The organism is Stenotrophomonas sp. 112478_Sma, from assembly GCF_056479905.1.
Genome location: NZ_CM151072.1, coordinates 1,975,260 through 1,992,082, shown reverse-complemented (window position 1 = coordinate 1,992,082; position 16,823 = coordinate 1,975,260). Strand labels below are relative to the sequence as shown.

The window sequence follows — 16,823 nt, the reverse complement described above, 5'->3', positions numbered from 1 at the left end:
GTGAAACCCCGGAAAAACAGCGTCCCGCGGGCTTTTTCCGGTTCATCGGAATTCACGCCTAAAGGTTGTTGACAAAGCGCCGTTATTCATTTGGCAACGGCGAAGCACACAGCCAAACAAAAAACAGGCGGCGCTTCGTTCCATTCACCTACGGGTTCCAAATAAGAGGAGACGACCCCATGGCACAGGTAATCAACACCAATACGATGTCGCTCAACGCTCAGCGCAACCTGAGCACCAGCGGCAACTCGCTGGCCACCACCATCCAGCGCCTCTCGTCCGGCCTGCGCATCAACAGCGCGAAGGACGACGCCGCCGGCCTGGCGATCTCGGAGCGTTTCAGCACCCAGATCCGCGGCCTGGACGTGGCCATCCGCAACGCCAACGACGGCATCTCGCTGGCCCAGGTCGCCGAAGGTTCGCTGAGCGAAGTCGGCAACAACCTGCAGCGCATCCGCGAACTGGCCGTGCAGGCCTCCAATGCCACCAACTCCAGCAGCGACCGCAAGGCCCTGCAGGCTGAAGTGACCCAGCTGGTCAGCGAAATCGACCGCGTCGCCAAGCAGAGCGACTTCAACGGCACCAAGCTGCTCGACGGCAGCTTCACCAGCCAGCTGTTCCAGGTGGGTGCCAACGCCGGCCAGGCCATCGCCATCAACAGCGTGGTCGACGCCAAGGCCAACTCGCTGGGCGCGACGACCTTCGTCAACGCTGGCAGCGCCACCCTGGATGACGCAGCCGTCGATGCCGCCGCCGGCACGCTGGCCAACATCACGGTGGGCGACGTCAGCATCGGCGACGTCACGTTCGACTACACCACCCCGCCAGGCGCGCCGGCCACCGCGGCCGAGATCGCTGCGGTGCGCAAGGTCAACCAGGACAACGCGACCAAGGCGCTGGCTGCTGCCCTGAACGGCAAGATCGGCGAAACCGGCCTGCATGCCGCGCAGTCCACCACCGCGGGCGAAGTCACCCTGACCTCGGTCAAGGCCGACAACACCGTGGCCGGTGTGACCGTGAAGATGGGGCCGACCGCCACCGCAACCGACCTGAACGCTCCCGCCGCCGGCACTGCTGCTGCCCACGTCGCCGACATCCAGATCGATACCGTCGCCGGCGCCCAGCAGGCCCTGGAGATCGTCGACAAGGCCCTGGAATCGGTCAACAGCGTCCGCGCCGACCTGGGCGCGATCCAGAACCGCTTCACCTCGGTGGTCGCCAACCTGCAGACCTCTTCCGAAAACCTGTCGGCCTCGCGCAGCCGCATCCGCGATACCGACTTCGCCAAGGAAACCGCCGAACTGACCCGCACCCAGATCCTGCAGCAGGCCGGCACGGCCATGCTGGCCCAGGCCAACCAGGTGCCGCAGAACGTGCTCAGCCTGTTGCAGCGCTGACATGAGCCGCTCCCGGGGCACGTCGGGGGCGTCTGACCCAACTCACGTGCAACCGCTCAAGGACCTCTCCTCATGGCACAAGTCATCAACACCAACACGATGTCGTTGAATGCTCAGCGTAACCTGAGCACCAGCGGCAGCTCGCTGGCCACCACCATCCAGCGCCTGTCCTCCGGTTCGCGCATCAACAGCGCCAAGGACGACGCCGCTGGCCTGGCGATCTCCGAGCGCTTCGGCACCCAGATCCGCGGCACCGATGTGGCCATCCGCAATGCCAACGACGGCATCTCGCTGGCCCAGGTCGCCGAAGGCTCGTTGACCGAGATCGGCAACAACCTGCAGCGCGTCCGCGAGCTGTCGGTGCAGGCCGCCAATGCCACCAACTCGGCCAGTGACCGCAAGGCGCTGCAGGCCGAAGTGACCCAGCTGGTCAGCGAAATCGACCGCGTTGCCAAGCAGTCCGAGTTCAACGGCACCAAGCTGCTGGATGGTTCGTTCTCCAGCCAGCTGTTCCAGGTCGGCGCCAACGCCGGCCAGGCTATTGCCATCGACAAGGTGGTCGATGCCAAGGCCGACGCACTGGGCAATGCCGTCTTCGACTCCAACTCGATCACGATCGAAGAAGGTGGCTCATTGGCAGCCGATGCCGGCAAGGAAATCACCTATTCCGGCCTGACCATCGGTGGCGGCAGCCTGACCTCGGCGATCAAGATCGCCGACGTCAAGATCACCTCCACCGGCGACGCCGCCAAGGACCAGGCTGCCCTGGCCGCGGCGACCGTGACCGCGATCAACGCCAAGATCGGTGAAACCGGTGTCTATGCCGAACTCGACGGCACCACCGCCGGCCAGATCAACCTGACCTCGGTGAAGGAAAGCGTCGACAAGGACGGCAAGTTCGTCGCCATGTCGGCCACCGCAGGCACCAGCGCCGGCGTCACCGGCTTCGACAGCGCTGCCGCCACCGCCAGCACCGGTGCATCACCGGGCAAGCTGCTGAAGGACGTCGACATCAGCACCGTGAAGGGTGCCCAGCAGGCGCTGGAAGTGGTCGACAAGGCACTGGGTTCGATCAACAACACCCGCGCCGACCTGGGTGCGATCCAGAACCGCTTCACCTCGGTGGTCGCCAACCTGCAGACCTCGACGGAGAACCTGTCCGCCTCGCGCAGCCGCATCAAGGACACCGACTTCGCCAAGGAAACCGCTGAACTGACCCGTACCCAGATCCTGCAGCAGGCCGGTACGGCCATGCTGGCCCAGGCCAATCAGGTACCGCAGGGCGTGCTCAGCCTGCTGCGCTGATCCGCACCGCGATCGACTCCCGGGCGCCGGTCAGGCCGGCGCCCGGACCCTGAACCACGCACCACCTCCGCCAAAGGAAATGCACCATGGCACAAGTCATCAACACCAATACGATGTCGCTGAATGCTCAGCGCAATCTGAGCACCAGCGGCGCATCGCTGGCCACCACCATCCAGCGCCTGTCCTCGGGCTCGCGCATCAACAGCGCCAAGGACGACGCCGCCGGTCTGGCGATCTCCGAGCGCTTCGGCACCCAGATCCGCGGCACCGACGTGGCCATCCGCAATGCCAACGACGGCATCTCGCTGGCCCAGGTCGCCGAAGGCTCGTTGACCGAGATCGGCAACAACCTGCAGCGCATCCGTGAGCTGTCGGTGCAGTCGTCCAACGCCACCAACTCGGCCAGCGACCGCAAGGCGCTGCAGGCTGAAGTGACCCAGCTGGTCAGCGAAATCGACCGCGTCGCCAAGCAGTCCGAGTTCAACGGCACCAAGCTGCTGGACGGCTCGTTCTCCAGCCAGCTGTTCCAGGTCGGTGCCAATGCCGGGCAGGCCATCGCCATCGACAAGGTGGTGGACGCCAAGACCGAATCGCTGGGCACCGCGACCTTCGCCACCGGCACTACGGCTGCCCTGGCAGCGGGCGGCGACGGCGCACGCATCACCGGTACCGTGATGGACGTGGATATCGGCACCGTCGAGATCAAGGCCGGCGCGACCGCCGAAGAGGCCGCCAAGGCCGTGGCAACCGCCATCAATGCCAAGATCGGTGAAGCCGGCATCTATGCCGAAGCCAACAGCAACGGCACCCTGAAGCTGAGCTCGGTGAAGGAAGGCAAGGATGTCGTTGCCGCTGACATCGCGCTGGAGCGCAGCGACTTCGACGCCACGGCGGGCACATGGGACGCCAAGGCCGCCACGGCCACCTACACGGCTGGCACCGCCACCGATGCCAGCGTGCAGAAGCTGGACGTGAGCACCGTGCTCGGTGCCCAGCAGGCGCTGGAAGTGGTCGACAAGGCACTGGGTTCGATCAACAACACCCGCGCCGACCTGGGTGCGATCCAGAACCGCTTCACCTCGGTGGTTGCCAACCTGCAGACCTCGACGGAGAACCTGTCCGCCTCGCGCAGCCGCATCAAGGACACCGACTTCGCCAAGGAAACCGCTGAACTGACCCGTACCCAGATCCTGCAGCAGGCCGGTACGGCCATGCTGGCCCAGGCCAACCAGGTACCGCAGGGCGTGCTCAGCCTGCTGCGCTGATCCACGGCAAGAAGGTACCGCTGCCGCCGGTCGAACCGGCGGCAGCGGCAACCCGACAGCCACGGCGCACGCAGGCGCGGGCCATGCCCGGCCCGGGACGCTTCCCGAACCGGCTTGGCATCGCCCGCCCCTGCGGACCTCTGTTTCAGCGCTGTACCTTTGACTGTACGCACCGGGCGGCTTCGTCTCCCCCCGATTGTCAGTAGCCTGATCCCTCCCCTGCTTTGGGGGAGGGTTTTTTGCAGACTCCCGGCAGCCTGCGTCGTCCCGACCGCACCCTGCCCCGTCACTCCTGCAACCTGCATGCCAAACCTGCCGTCCGGCACTGGCACGGCGCATGCATCAACGAAGTCCTCAAGACCCAGCGGCGCAGGCCGCTATTTTCGTTGACGACGGGCGGCCGCAGCGCGGCGCCCGGATTACCAGGAGAAACGACGTGGCAGACTTTGGATACGGTGGCATCGGCTCGGGCCTGGACATCTCCAGCATCGTCAGCCAGCTGGTCGCGGCCGACCGCAAGCCCGCCGACAATGCGCTGAACCTGCAGCAGTCCAAGACCAAGATGCAGCTGTCGTCGATCGGCACCGTCACCGCGGCCTTCGACAAGCTGAAGACCGCACTCACTGCACTGAAGGCCACTACGGCCTTTGACACCCGCACGGTCACCGCCAGCAAGGGCGGCAGCGGCGGTACCGACGAGATCCTGACGGCCAGCGTGGCGCTGTATGACGTCGGCACCACCAAGGCGGCAGCGTCCAATGGCACGCACATCATCGACGTCAAGTCGCTGGCGACCGCACACAAGCTGATCGCCGACACCTCCGTGCCCAAGACCGATACGTTCGCCGCCGGAACCTTGACGTTGACCGTCGGCGTCGGCGACAAGGCCAAGACCATGAACGTGGAGGTCGAGGAAGGCGACACGCTGACCACGATCCGCAACAAGATCGACGCCGCCGGCCGCAAGGAAGGCGTGCAGGCCACCCTGATCAGCTCCGGCGACAACCAGTACCTGTCGATCGCACAGGAAAAGACCGGCGCGGCAAACGCGATCAAGCTCGAATACGCCGGCAGCGACCCGAAGTTGGGAGCGCTGGTCGGCAGCCTGAAGCAGAACACCGCGGCCGCCGATGCCAAACTGACCATCGATGGCGTTGAAGTGGTGAGCGCCAGCAACACCGTGGCCGACGCCGTGCCGGGCCTGACCCTGAACCTGAAGAAGGAAGGACAGAGCACGGTCACGATCAGCACCGACACGGCCGCGGCGACCAAGGTGATGCAGGATTTCGTGACCGCGTACAACGCGGCCATCGCCGCCATCAACACCGAAACCAAGTACGACGCCAAGACCAAGGAAGCGGCAGCCCTCACCGGCGACGCACAGATGCGCGGCGCCGCCAGCCAGCTGCGCTCGGTGATGTCGGGCGTGCTCAAGTCGTTGTCCGGCGATGGCCTGGACGCCAAGGCTATCGGCCTGCAGACCCGTGGCTACCCCAATGCCGATGGCAGCCTGGTGCTTGATACCACCAAGTTCGCTGCCGCGCTTGCCAGCCAGCCGGAGAAGATCCGCCAGGCAATCACCGGCGATGCCGGCGGTGCGGGCCAGCTGTACTCGCTGGTCGACGGCTACGTGAGCACGACGGTCGGCAAGGAGGGTGCGTTCGTTGCCCGCACCAAGGGCCTGAACAACACCCTGGACAGCATCGACAAGCGCCGCAAGGACCTGGATACACGCATGGTCGGCGTGGAGGCACGGTACAAGAAGCAGTTCCTCGCACTGGACAGCCTGATGGGCAAGCTGCAGCAGAGCAGTTCGGCGCTGCAGCAGCAGCTGGCGCAGTTGAACGGTTGACGGACGCGCGCGGCACTCAAGTTTGGTGCCGAACGCACCGATAACGGACGCAACAGCAATCATCGCGGTACTGCCGGCAGCGATCGTCACGATCCTGCTGCAGCACCCAGCGCAAGGAGAATCACGAATGTACGGTTCCAGCCGTCAGTACGCCGAGCAGTACCGCCAGGTGGGTGTGACCAGTGCGGTCACCGATGCCGATCCGCACAAGCTGGTGGCCCTGTTGCTGGCGGGCGCGCTGGAGCGCGTGCGGCGCGCACTGGCCAGCCTCGAGCGCGGCGACCATGCCGGCAAGGGCAAGGCGATCGGCGAGGTCTGCGCCATCGTCGGCCACCTCAACGGCTCGCTGGACCATGAGGCCGGCGGCGAAATTGCCGGCAATCTTTCGTCCCTCTACGACTACGTGCTGCAGCGCCTGACCGAGGCCAACCTGCACAACGACCGCGCCGCCCTGGACGAATCGCTGCAGCTGCTGGGCGAGATCGACAGCGCCTGGAACGCAATTCCGCACGAGCAGCGCCGTACGGCAGCGGTGGCACCATGAGCCTGCAGGCACTGCATGCGCAGCTGGATGCTTTCGAGAAGGCGCTGGGTGAAGATGCCTTCGACACCGCCGACAGCCTGCTCGAAGGCCATGACAGCAAGCTGCACACGCTGTTGAGCCAACCGCTGGCGGCCGCCGACCATGCGCCCCTGACCGCGCTGTTCGAACGCCAGCAGAGCCTGCTCACCCTGCTGCGCCATCGCCGCGACGCTGTGGCCGTGCAGCTGCACGATGGACGGCGCTCCCTTCGCGCCGCGCACGCGTACCTGCAGGCAGAATCGCTGGCATGACCCTCCTGCCGACCACGTCGCTGCATCACCCGGCCGAAAGCGAGCTGTTCGACGAGACGCTCAGCTGCGAACTGGCGCTGCCGGTCGAGTTCCAGGCCGGCAATGCGGCGGGACGTACCAGCAGCGCCGAAGGCCTGCTGCGCAGCCTGGCGCTGGTCGAGGACAGCCGTGTCGATGAACACGACGAACGCAGCGAGGCCAGCCTTCCGCTGCAGCGGCTGGAAGCCAAGCTGGATCTGGCCATGGTGCTGCTGGGCCGACTCGTGCGCCAGCAGGGCCCGGCATTGACCCTGCGCCCGGTGCGCTGGTCGCGGCGCGGCATCCGCCTGCAGCTTGGGCCCCGCAGTGGCGCGGCGCCGGGCCAGGCCGGCGTGGTCCGTGTGCAGCCCAGCGACTGGCTGCCCGACCATATCGATCTGCCGGTGGAAGTGGTTGCCGAGGCCGCCGACGGCAGCGGAGGCCACTATCTCTGGCTGCGTTTCCATCGCCTCGGCGACGGGCTGGAAATGGCCATGGAGCGGCATCTGTTCCGCCTGCACAGACGTCAGGTGGCCGAAGCAAGGCGGGCGCGCTGAACCCTGGCACGCCCGCCCGCAACGGACGACGCTTGGCTCGCCCGTTCAGCTAAGTTAAGGTGGACTCCCCTCCCGGACCTCCAGCGTGCCTGTGCGAGTTCTCATCGTCGACGATCACACCCTGGTCCGCGCCGGCCTGGCGCGGCTGCTGCAGGGGTTTGCCGACGTGCAGCTCGTGGCCGAGGCCAGCAACGCCGAGCAGGCGCTGCAACTGGCCCTGCAGCACGCGCCGGACGTGGTGCTGATGGATCTGTCCCTGCCCGGACGCACCGGCCTGGAAGCACTCAGCGACATCCGCATGCGCGCACCCGGCACCCGGGTGGTGATGATGACCATGCACGATGATGCCGCCCACGTGCGCGACGCACTGGATCGCGGTGCCGTCGGCTTCGTGGTCAAGGATGCCGCTCCGCAGGAACTGGAACTGGCGCTGCGCGCTGCACACGCAGGCCAGGTGTTCCTGAGCCCGCAGATCTCGGCGAAGATGCTGGCGCCCATGCTGGGCCGCGAGAAGCCCACCGGTATCGCCGCGCTGTCACCCCGCCAGCGCGAGATCCTGCGCCGCATCGGCAAAGGCGAAAGCAACAAGGAAATCGCCGCCGATCTCGGCATCAGCGTCAAGACCGTGGAAACCCACCGCGCGCGCATGATGGAGTCGCTGGGGTGCCGCCGCGCCAACGACCTGCTGCTGCTCGCCGCCCGCCACCAGCACGAGCTGGAGTGACCGCGCCATCCGGATGACGGGTTCCCGTCACCCCCACAGGCACTGACGGAATCCCGTACACGCCGGCACGACGCCCCGACCGCGTGCGCAACAGGAAATCAATGGCTTGCGACCGGGAAACGTCAACATCCCGCGCCGATGTCGGGAAAACCCCTACACGCTGTCGGGTAATTCACCAACCATCTCAGGAACCCCCTGATTCCGCACCTGCCGGATCAGAAGCAAGATGCGTTCCACAAGGCGTCGGGGAGCGGCGCCGGGGAACCACGATGAAGGCTGCACTCTCGGCCCAGCTGGGCCAACAACTTCACCTCACCCCGCAGTTGCTGCAGTCGATCCGGCTGCTGCAGCTGGACGGGCTGCATCTGGAACAGGAAATACAGCGCCTGCTCGACTCCAACCCGATGCTGGACATCGAGGATGCCGAAGCGCCTGCGCCCGAACCCGTCGACGCCGGCGCCACCACGCTGGAAACCGCGGCGTTCGACGAGCTGCCCGAATCCTCGATGTGGGACGTTGCCGGCGCCAGCTGGCAGGACGGCGACGACGACCGGATGGCACGCATCGCGGCGGGCGAATCGAGCGATCCGCAGCTGCGCGTGCTGCAGCGGCTGGCACTGGACCTGGACGACCGCGAGCTGGCGGTCGCCGCCTTCTGGCTCGAGCATTGCGATGACGCCGGCTATCTGCAGGCACCGCTGGCACAGCTGCAACTGCTGGCCAGCGCCCAGTTCGACATCGCCGCCGATGGTGTCGAAGCGGTCCGCCAGCGCCTGCTGCATGGCGAGCCCGCCGGCATGGCCGCGCGGGACCTTCGCGAAAGCCTGCAGGCCCAGCTGCGCAGCCTGGACGGCGTGGTTCCCGCGCGGCACCTGGCCACCCGCATCCTTGCGGGCGCGCTCGAGCCGCTGGCCGCGCACGACTACCCCGCCCTCGCCCGCCTGCATGACGCCGAGATCGGTGACGTGCGCGAAGCAGTGCGACTGATCCTCTCGCTGCAGCCCCGCCCGGGTGACAACCTGCTGCCGGAACGCAATGCCGTGGTGGTACCGGACGTGGTCGCCTGGCACGCCGACGGCCAGTGGAAAGTGGCCCTCAATCCGGCGACCAGCCGCCGCGTATCGATCAACACGCAGTACGAACAGGCGCTGGCCGACAGCAACGAGGCTGCACCGGCGCTGCGCGAGATGCTGCAGGAAGCGCGCTGGTTCAGCCGTGGCCTGTCGATGCGCTATGACACCCTGCTGCGTACCGCGCGGGTGATCGTCGAGCGCCAGGCCGCGTTCCTGGTCCGGGGCGAGGAAGCGATGGCGCCGCTGACGCTTAAGGAAGTGGCGGAGGAGATCGGCATGCACGAGTCCACCGTCTCGCGCATCACCACCGGCAAGTACCTGCAGACCCCGCGTGGCACCTTCGAGCTGAAGCACTTCTTCGCGGTGCGCCTGGAAGGCGCCAGCGTCTCCGGCCAGGCGGTGAAGGCCATGGTGCGCCGCCTGATCGATGCCGAGCCGGCCGGTCGGCCGCTGGCCGATGAGGCCATCGCCGCCCTGCTTTCGCGCCAGGGGGTGAACATTGCCCGCCGAACCGTCGCAAAATACCGAGAACAACTGGATATCGCCCCGGCCCGCGAACGGCGCCGGCTCAGCGCCAGGCAACCGCAGCTGGCCCGGGTGGGCTGAAAGGGATGTTGGACATGAACACGCTCACGGTCCTGCTGGTCGACGACCACGAAGGTTTCATCAACGCAGCGATGCGCCATTTCCGCAAGATCGACTGGCTGCAGATCGTCGGCAGTGCCGGCAACGGCCTGGAAGCGATCGAGCGCTCGGAGACCCTGCGCCCGCAGGTGGTGCTGATGGACCTGGCGATGCCGGAAATGGGTGGCCTGCAGGCGACCCGCCTGATCAAGTCGCAGGATGACGCCCCGTACATCGTCATCGCCAGCCACTTCGATGACGCCGAGCACCGCGAGCATGCACTGCGCGCCGGCGCCGACAATTTCGTCAGCAAGCTGTCCTACATCCAGGAAGTGATGCCGATCCTGGAAGGCCTCAGGGAGGATCGATCGTGAGCGAGTCGCGCATCCTGGTGCTGGACAACGACGCCGTGCGTGCCGAACGCACCGTTGCCCTGCTGGAATTCATGGACTTCAATCCGCGCTGGGTTTCCGACGCGGCAGACTTCGACCTGGGGCGGCAGCGTCAGAGCGACTGGATGGCGGTGATCGTCGGCAGCCTCGACGACAGCGCCGCCAGCACCGCCCTCTACGCATGGCTGGGCGGCAGCAGCCTGCCGCCGCCGGTGCTGCTGGCCGATGGCGAGGCCAGTGCCTTCGCCCACCGCCACGGCCTGCATGAAGCCAACATCTGGCCGCTGGAGACGCCGCTGCGCCATGCGCAGATGGAAGCCCTGCTGCGCCGTGCCAGCCTCAAGCGCCTGGATGCCGAGCACCAGGCAGGCGCCGTGCAGGAGCAGGGACCCACCGGCAATGGTGCCGCTGTGAGCGCGCTGCGCACGATGATCGACCAGGTCGCGGCATTTGATACCACCGTCCTGGTGCTGGGCGAGTCGGGCACCGGCAAGGAAGTGGTCTCGCGCGCCATCCACCAGCGCTCGCCGCGCCGCGACGGGCCATTCGTGGCGATCAACTGTGGCGCCATTCCAGCCGACCTGCTCGAGAGCGAACTGTTCGGCCACGAGAAGGGTGCCTTCACCGGCGCGCTGACCGCGCGCAAGGGCCGCTTCGAAATGGCGGAGGGCGGCACCCTGCTGCTGGATGAGATCGGCGACATGAGCCTGCCGATGCAGGTCAAGCTGCTGCGCGTGCTGCAGGAGCGCAGCTTCGAGCGTGTCGGCGGCAACCAGACCATCCGCTGCAACGTGCGGGTGATCGCAGCGACCCACCGCGATCTGGAGAGCCGGATCGCCGACGGCAAGTTCCGCGAAGACCTGTTCTACCGCCTCAATGTGTTCCCGATCGACGTGCCGGCCCTGCGCGAACGGCGCGAGGATCTGCCAGCACTGGTGGAAACCATTGCCGCGCAGCTGGCGCGCACCGGCCGCGGCGAAGTCCGTTTCACTGCCGAAGCCCTGCAGGCGCTGGCGGGCTACGAATGGCCAGGCAACGTACGCGAGCTGACCAATCTGGTCGAACGCCTGGCGGTGCTGCATCCGGGTGGTTCGGTCCGCGTGCAGGACCTTCCCGCGCGCTACCGGGGCGACGCCATGCTGGCCCCCGTCAGCACCCCGGCTGCGGTACCGGCAGCACCCAGCGAAGAGCGATTGGACCTGCGCAGCTTCTCCTTCCACACCCCCGGCAGCGGCGGCCAGCCGTCGCTGGAGCACGGCATCGCGGTCAACCGCGCTGCGGCTGCCACGGCCCTGCCCGACGACGGCCTGGACCTGCGCAACCACATGGCCAGCATCGAGCTGGGCCTGATCAATGAAGCGCTGGAGCGGACGCAGGGGGTGGTCGCCCACGCCGCGCAGCTGCTGGGCCTGCGCCGCACCACTTTGGTGGAAAAACTGCGCAAATACGGCATCGAACGCGAGCAGGCCGAACTGGCCAGCTGAGCGTGATCGCCAGCATGAAGGGGGCACGGACGCCTGGGCTTGCCCGGGCGTTCGTGTATCCGGCGGCCGCCGGCAAGGCCAAAAAACCGACGCCGGTTCACTGACACCGGCAGATGGCGACAGCGTATCGGCACGCCAGCTCGCCCGTCCTCCACCGAACGCAAACTTCCGTCACGTTTCTGAACCACTCAGGCGTTCCGGCACGGCACTTGCAGTGATCCCTGCAGATTCCCCATCCCTGTTCCTGGAACCGTTGCAGATGTCCCACTCCGTCACTTCGATCCTTTCGCAGATCCGCACCTACCAGTCCCAGATGGGACAGCCGGTGCTCAATCCGCTGGCTGAAGCGCCGCGCAGCAATGCCCTTCCTGGTGCGGTGCTGGATGCGCCGCAGGTGCAGCCGGCCAGCTTCACCGAGACCCTGCGCGGTGCGATTGCCGGCGTCAACAATGCGCAGCAGACGTCCGGCGCGCTGGCCAAGGCATTCGAGATGGGCGAACCCGGCGCCGACCTGGCCAAGGTGATGGTCGCCTCTCAGCAATCCCAGATCGCCTTCCGCGCCACCGTGGAAGTCCGCAACCGTCTCGTCCAGGCCTACCAGGACGTGATGAACATGCCGCTGTAAGGAACTTGACGCATGGCACTGACGCTTTCCAAGGACAGCCTGAACGCCGAGAAGGCGGGGCAATGGTTCGACCGCCTGCAGAGCCTGCAGATCACCCGTCGGCTGGGGCTGATGGCGATGATCACAGTGGCGGTGGCGGCGGGCCTGTTCGTGTTCTTCTGGTCGCAGAAGCCCGGCATGGTTCCGCTGTACACCGGCCTGGACCAGAAGGCCACCGCTGAAGCGACCGACCTGCTGCGTGCGGCGCAGATCCCGTTTGCCCTGGACCCGGCAACCGGTGGCATCACCGTGCCGGAGAAAAACCTGCATGACGCCCGCCTGAAGCTGGCCGGCTCCGGCCTGACCGACAGCGGCAAGCTGGGTTTCGAGCTGATGGAGCGCGACCCGGGCTTTGGTGTCAGCCAGTTCGTGGAGAGCGCGCGCTACCAGCACGCGCTGGAGACCGAACTGTCGCGCACCATCAACACGCTGCGACCGGTGCGTGATTCACGCGTACACCTGGCCATCCCCAAGCCCAGCGCCTTCACCCGCCAGCGCGACGTCGCCAGTGCTTCGGTAACCCTGGAACTGCGCGGTGGCCAGCAGCTGGAACGCAGCCAGGTGGATGCGATCGTGCACATGGTCGCCGCCAGCATTCCGGACCTGTCGCCGGAACGGGTGACCGTAGTCGACCAGAGCGGGCGCATGCTCAGCATCAGCGACCCGAACAGCGAAGCGGCGGTCAACGCCGCCCAGTTCGAGCAGGTCCGCCGCCAGGAGACCTCCTTCAACCAGCGCATCCGCGAGCTGCTGGAACCGATGACCGGCCCGGGCCGCGTCAATCCGGAAGTCAGCGTGGACATGGACTTCTCGGTCACCGAGGAAGCGCGTGAGCTGTACAACGGCGAGCCGGCCAAGCTGCGCAGCGAACAGATGAGCGAGAACACCACCAGCACGCCCGGACCGCAGGGCGTGCCTGGCGCAACCAGCAACACGCCGCCGGGCCAGGCTGCGCCGCCACAGACCGCGCAGACGCCGAGCGAAAGCAGCAAGAACGCCACGCGCAACTACGAGCTGGACCGCACGCTACAGCACACCCGCCAGCCGGCCGGCCGCATCAAGCGCGTGTCGGTGGCGGTGCTGGTGGACAACGTGCCGCGCCCCGGCGCCAATGGTGCACTTACCCCGCAGCCGCTGTCGGCTGCCGAACTGACCCGCGTGGAGGCACTGGTCAAGCAGGCCGTCGGCTTCAGCGCCGAACGCGGCGATACGGTCTCGGTGATGAATGCCCCGTTCGTACGCGAGACCACACCAGTGGAAGGCCCGGCCTGGTGGGAACTGCCGTGGGTGCACGATGCCGGCCGCATGCTGCTGGGGGCCATTGTGGTGCTGGCGCTGCTGTTCGGCGTACTGCGTCCGGCGCTGCGTGCCATCACCGGCCAGGCGAAGAAGCACGACCCGCTGGCACTGGAACCGCATACCGCTGACGTACAGCTGGTCGATGACGATGGCAGCCCGCTGCCGGCCCTGGGTGCCGAGCGCGCTGGCCTGGGTGGACCGGAGGCGCTGGCCCTGCCGGTGGACTCCTACGAGGAACGACTGCGGATGGCCCGTGAAGCCGTGAAGACCGACTCCAAGCGCGTGGCCCAGGTGGTCAAGGGTTGGGTGGCCAATGACTGAGGTACCGCTGACCGGAGTGCAGCGCGCCGCCGTGCTGCTGCTGTCGCTGGGTGAACTGGACGCGGCCGAAGTGCTGCGTCACATGGAACCCAAGGAAGTCCAGAAGATCGGCATCGCGATGGCCACCATGTCCGACATCACCCGCGAACAGGTGGAACGGGTGATGGACCAGTTCGGCCAGGAGCTGGGCTCCAAGACCTCGCTGGGCGTGGGGTCGGACGACTACATCCGCAACATGCTGGTGCAGGCACTGGGCAGCGAAAAGGCCGGCAACCTGATCGATCGCATCCTGCTGGGCCGCAACACCACCGGCCTGGATGCGCTGAAGTGGATGGATCCGCGTGCGGTCGCCGACCTGGTCCGCAACGAGCACCCGCAGATCATCGCCATCGTCATGGCCCACCTGGAAACCGACCAGGCCGCCGATGCGCTGAAACTGCTGCCCGACCGCACCCGCGTGGACGTGCTGCTGCGCATCGCCACCCTCGATGGCATTCCGCCGAACGCACTCAATGAACTCAACGAGATCATGGAGCGCCAGTTCGCCGGCAACCAGAACCTGAAGTCATCCAACATCGGCGGCGTGCAGTGCGCGGCCAACATCCTCAACTTCATGGACAGCGGCCAGGACCAGGCGATCCTGGGCGAGATCGCACGCATCGACGCGCCCTTGAGTGGCCGCATCCAGGACCTGATGTTCGTGTTCGACGACCTGGTGGATCTGGACGACCGCGAGATGCAGCTGGTGCTGCGCGAAGTCAGCGGCGAGCGGCTGGGACTGGCCCTGCGCGGCGCCGACATCAAGGTCCGCGACAAGATCACCCGCAACATGTCCCAGCGTGCCGCCGAGATCCTGCTGGAGGACATGGAGGCCCGTGGGCCGGTGCGTCTGTCCGACGTGGAAGGCGCGCAGCGCGAGATCCTGGCCATCGTCAAGCGCATGGCCGATGAAGGCACCATCACCATCGGCGGCAGCGCGGAGGCCATGCTGTGAGCACGGTCGTGCGCTGGCTCGCCCCTGACCTGCTGGCCCAGCCGGAACCCGTGCTGGAACAGGAGGACGCGTCCGGGCACGCCGGGCCGGATCCGGAGCACGAGCCGGAACCGCCGCTGCAGTTGCCGACGCTGGAAGAGATACAGGCCATCCAGGACAGTGCCGAGAAGGAAGGCTTCCAGCACGGCCATGCGGAGGGCTATGGCCAGGGCCAAGCCGAGGTGCGCCGGCTTGCCGCGCAGATCGAGGGCATCCTGGACAACTTCAGCCGCCCGCTGGTCCGCCTGGAGAACGAGGTGGTCGGTGCGCTGGGAGAGCTGGCGGTCCGCATCGCCGGTGCCCTGGTCGGTCGCGCCTACGAGGCCGAACCGGCGCTGCTGGCACAGCTGGTCGGCGAAGCCATCGATGCGGTCGGCGGCAGCACGCGCGAAGTGGAAGTGCGCCTGCACCCGGACGACATCGCTGCCCTCGCCCCCTTGCTCACCCTGCCACCGCAGCAGCGGCTGGTGGCCGACACCAGCCTCAGCCGCGGCGACCTGCGCGTGCATGCCGAGGCCGTGCGCATCGACGGCACTCTCGAAGCCCGCCTGCGTGGCGCGCTGGACGCAGTGATCCGCCAGACCGGAGCGAACGCATGACGGCCGAAACGCCACTGCCGCCGCCTGCGGCCGACTGGGCCCTGGCCCGCAATCTACGGTTGGCCCGTCGCCTGGACGGGCTGCGCGTGGACACCGCACACGGCCGTGGCCTGATCCGCGAAGGCGTGCTGCGCCGTGCGGTCGGGCTGACCCTGGAAGCGGTCGGCTGCGAAGCACCGCTGGGGGCCAGCTGCAAGGTCGAAGTGGTCGACGGTGGCTGGGTGGATGCCGAAGTGGTCGGCTTCGCCGGTGAGCGCACCTACCTGATGCCCAGCGCCGAACTGCATGGCCTGTTGCCCAACGCGCGGGTCGTGCCATCGGCACGGCGCGGCGGCGTGGAAGTGGGCGAAGGCCTGCTCGGCCGGGTGATCGACAGCGATGGCGTACCGCTGGACGGCAAGGGCCCGATCCGTGCCGAAGGCCACGTCGGCATGGCCGGTGTGTCGATCAATCCACTCGCGCGCGAGCCGATCACCCAGCCACTGGATGTGGGCGTGCGCGCCATCAACGCACTGCTGCCGATCGGCCGTGGCCAGCGTGTCGGCCTGTTCGCCGGCTCCGGCGTCGGCAAATCGACACTGCTGGGCATGATGACCCGCTACACCGCTGCCGACGTCATCGTGGTCGGGCTGATCGGCGAACGCGGCCGCGAAGTGCGCGATTTCGTCGAAACCACGCTGGGCGAGGAAGGCCTGCGCCGCGCGGTGGTGGTCGCCAGCCCGGCCGACCGGCCACCGCTGGCGCGCCTGCATGGCGCCTACCGTGCCACCGCCATTGCCGAATGGTTCCGCGACCAGGGCCTGAACGTCCTGCTGCTGATGGACTCGCTGACCCGCTTCGCGCAGGCACAGCGCGAGATCGGCCTGTCGGTGGGCGAACCGCCGACCACGCGCGGCTACCCGCCGTCGGTGTTCGCCAAGCTGCCCGCGCTGGTCGAACGCGCCGGCAACGGCGCCAAGGGGCGCGGCTCCATCACCGCGTTCTACACCGTGCTGACCGAAGGCGACGATCCGCAGGATCCGATCGCAGACGCCGCACGCGCGATCCTCGACGGCCACATCCTGCTGTCGCGCCGGGTCGCGGACAGCGGCCTGTACCCGGCCATCGACGTGGAATCGTCCGTCAGCCGCGTGGTCACGGAAATCGCCGACGAACCGTGGCGCCTGCGCATCCGCAAGCTCAAGCGGCTGGTGTCGGCCTACTCGGCCAACCGCGACCTGATCGCCATCGGCGCCTACCAGCGCGGCAACGACGCAGCCACCGACGAAGCCCTGGAACGCTGGCCGGAAATCATGGAATTCCTGGGACAGGACGTGGCCAAGGCCGCGGATCTCCCGCACAGCCAGGCGGCGCTGCAGCGCCTGGTGGAAAACGAGGTGTAA

The 16,823-nt window shown here is 67.3% G+C and carries 16 protein-coding genes; all 16 read left to right on the top strand.

The features are described from left to right. Positions 1-179 precede the first annotated feature (179 nt). The 16 genes from ACZK08_RS09280 (at position 180) to ACZK08_RS09205 (ending at position 16,823) form a co-directional block, all read left to right on the top strand. On the top strand, positions 180-1,397 hold the full coding sequence (locus ACZK08_RS09280) for a flagellin (protein ID WP_053517904.1): 1,218 nt from the start codon (positions 180-182) through the stop codon (positions 1,395-1,397). Positions 1,398-1,469: 72 nt separating this feature from the next. Beyond that, entirely contained in the window at positions 1,470-2,702 is a 1,233-nt protein-coding gene (locus tag ACZK08_RS09275) for a flagellin (protein ID WP_065183025.1), read from the top strand. An 86-nt stretch (positions 2,703-2,788) separates the two neighbouring features. Continuing rightward, complete coding sequence (locus tag ACZK08_RS09270; protein WP_065183026.1) at positions 2,789-3,967, top strand: flagellin; 1,179 nt, start codon at positions 2,789-2,791, stop codon at positions 3,965-3,967. Between the two features lie 436 nt (positions 3,968-4,403). Further along, the gene (gene fliD / locus ACZK08_RS09265) at positions 4,404-5,819 is read left to right on the top strand and encodes a flagellar filament capping protein FliD (RefSeq protein WP_053519585.1); all 1,416 of its coding nucleotides are present in this window, start codon (positions 4,404-4,406) and stop codon (positions 5,817-5,819) included. A gap of 127 nt (positions 5,820-5,946) precedes the next feature. Beyond that, complete coding sequence (fliS, locus tag ACZK08_RS09260) at positions 5,947-6,363, top strand: flagellar export chaperone FliS (protein ID WP_053519586.1); 417 nt, start codon at positions 5,947-5,949, stop codon at positions 6,361-6,363. Further along, a complete protein-coding gene (locus tag ACZK08_RS09255; protein ID WP_065183027.1) occupies positions 6,360-6,653 on the top strand; it encodes a hypothetical protein in 294 nt (97 codons plus the stop codon). The genes fliS and ACZK08_RS09255 overlap by 4 nt, the downstream gene beginning before the upstream one ends. Further along, complete coding sequence (locus tag ACZK08_RS09250; protein WP_053519588.1) at positions 6,650-7,228, top strand: PilZ domain-containing protein; 579 nt, start codon at positions 6,650-6,652, stop codon at positions 7,226-7,228. The genes ACZK08_RS09255 and ACZK08_RS09250 overlap by 4 nt, the downstream gene beginning before the upstream one ends. Before the next feature lie 91 nt (positions 7,229-7,319). After that, the gene (locus tag ACZK08_RS09245) at positions 7,320-7,952 is read left to right on the top strand and encodes a response regulator (RefSeq protein WP_053519589.1); all 633 of its coding nucleotides are present in this window, start codon (positions 7,320-7,322) and stop codon (positions 7,950-7,952) included. 269 nt (positions 7,953-8,221) lie between these two features. Beyond that, complete coding sequence (gene rpoN, locus ACZK08_RS09240; RefSeq protein ID WP_065183028.1) at positions 8,222-9,631, top strand: RNA polymerase factor sigma-54; 1,410 nt, start codon at positions 8,222-8,224, stop codon at positions 9,629-9,631. A gap of 14 nt (positions 9,632-9,645) precedes the next feature. After that, the gene (locus ACZK08_RS09235; RefSeq protein ID WP_053519591.1) at positions 9,646-10,023 is read left to right on the top strand and encodes a response regulator; all 378 of its coding nucleotides are present in this window, start codon (positions 9,646-9,648) and stop codon (positions 10,021-10,023) included. Further along, positions 10,020-11,525: a sigma-54 dependent transcriptional regulator gene (locus ACZK08_RS09230; RefSeq protein ID WP_065176167.1), complete on the top strand. Its 1,506-nt coding sequence runs from the start codon at positions 10,020-10,022 to the stop codon at positions 11,523-11,525. The genes ACZK08_RS09235 and ACZK08_RS09230 overlap by 4 nt, the downstream gene beginning before the upstream one ends. Positions 11,526-11,784: 259 nt before the next feature. Beyond that, on the top strand, positions 11,785-12,150 hold the full coding sequence (fliE, locus tag ACZK08_RS09225) for a flagellar hook-basal body complex protein FliE (RefSeq protein WP_053519593.1): 366 nt from the start codon (positions 11,785-11,787) through the stop codon (positions 12,148-12,150). A 12-nt stretch (positions 12,151-12,162) separates the two neighbouring features. Further along, on the top strand, positions 12,163-13,809 hold the full coding sequence (gene fliF, locus ACZK08_RS09220; protein WP_065183029.1) for a flagellar basal-body MS-ring/collar protein FliF: 1,647 nt from the start codon (positions 12,163-12,165) through the stop codon (positions 13,807-13,809). Positions 13,810-13,816: 7 nt separating this feature from the next. Next, complete coding sequence (gene fliG / locus ACZK08_RS09215) at positions 13,817-14,803, top strand: flagellar motor switch protein FliG (RefSeq protein WP_053519595.1); 987 nt, start codon at positions 13,817-13,819, stop codon at positions 14,801-14,803. After that, positions 14,800-15,441, top strand: coding sequence for a FliH/SctL family protein (locus ACZK08_RS09210; RefSeq protein WP_053519596.1), 642 nt, complete (start codon positions 14,800-14,802; stop codon positions 15,439-15,441). Before fliG ends, ACZK08_RS09210 begins: the two co-directional genes overlap by 4 nt. After that, a complete protein-coding gene (locus ACZK08_RS09205) occupies positions 15,438-16,823 on the top strand; it encodes a FliI/YscN family ATPase (RefSeq protein ID WP_053519597.1) in 1,386 nt (461 codons plus the stop codon). The genes ACZK08_RS09210 and ACZK08_RS09205 overlap by 4 nt, the downstream gene beginning before the upstream one ends.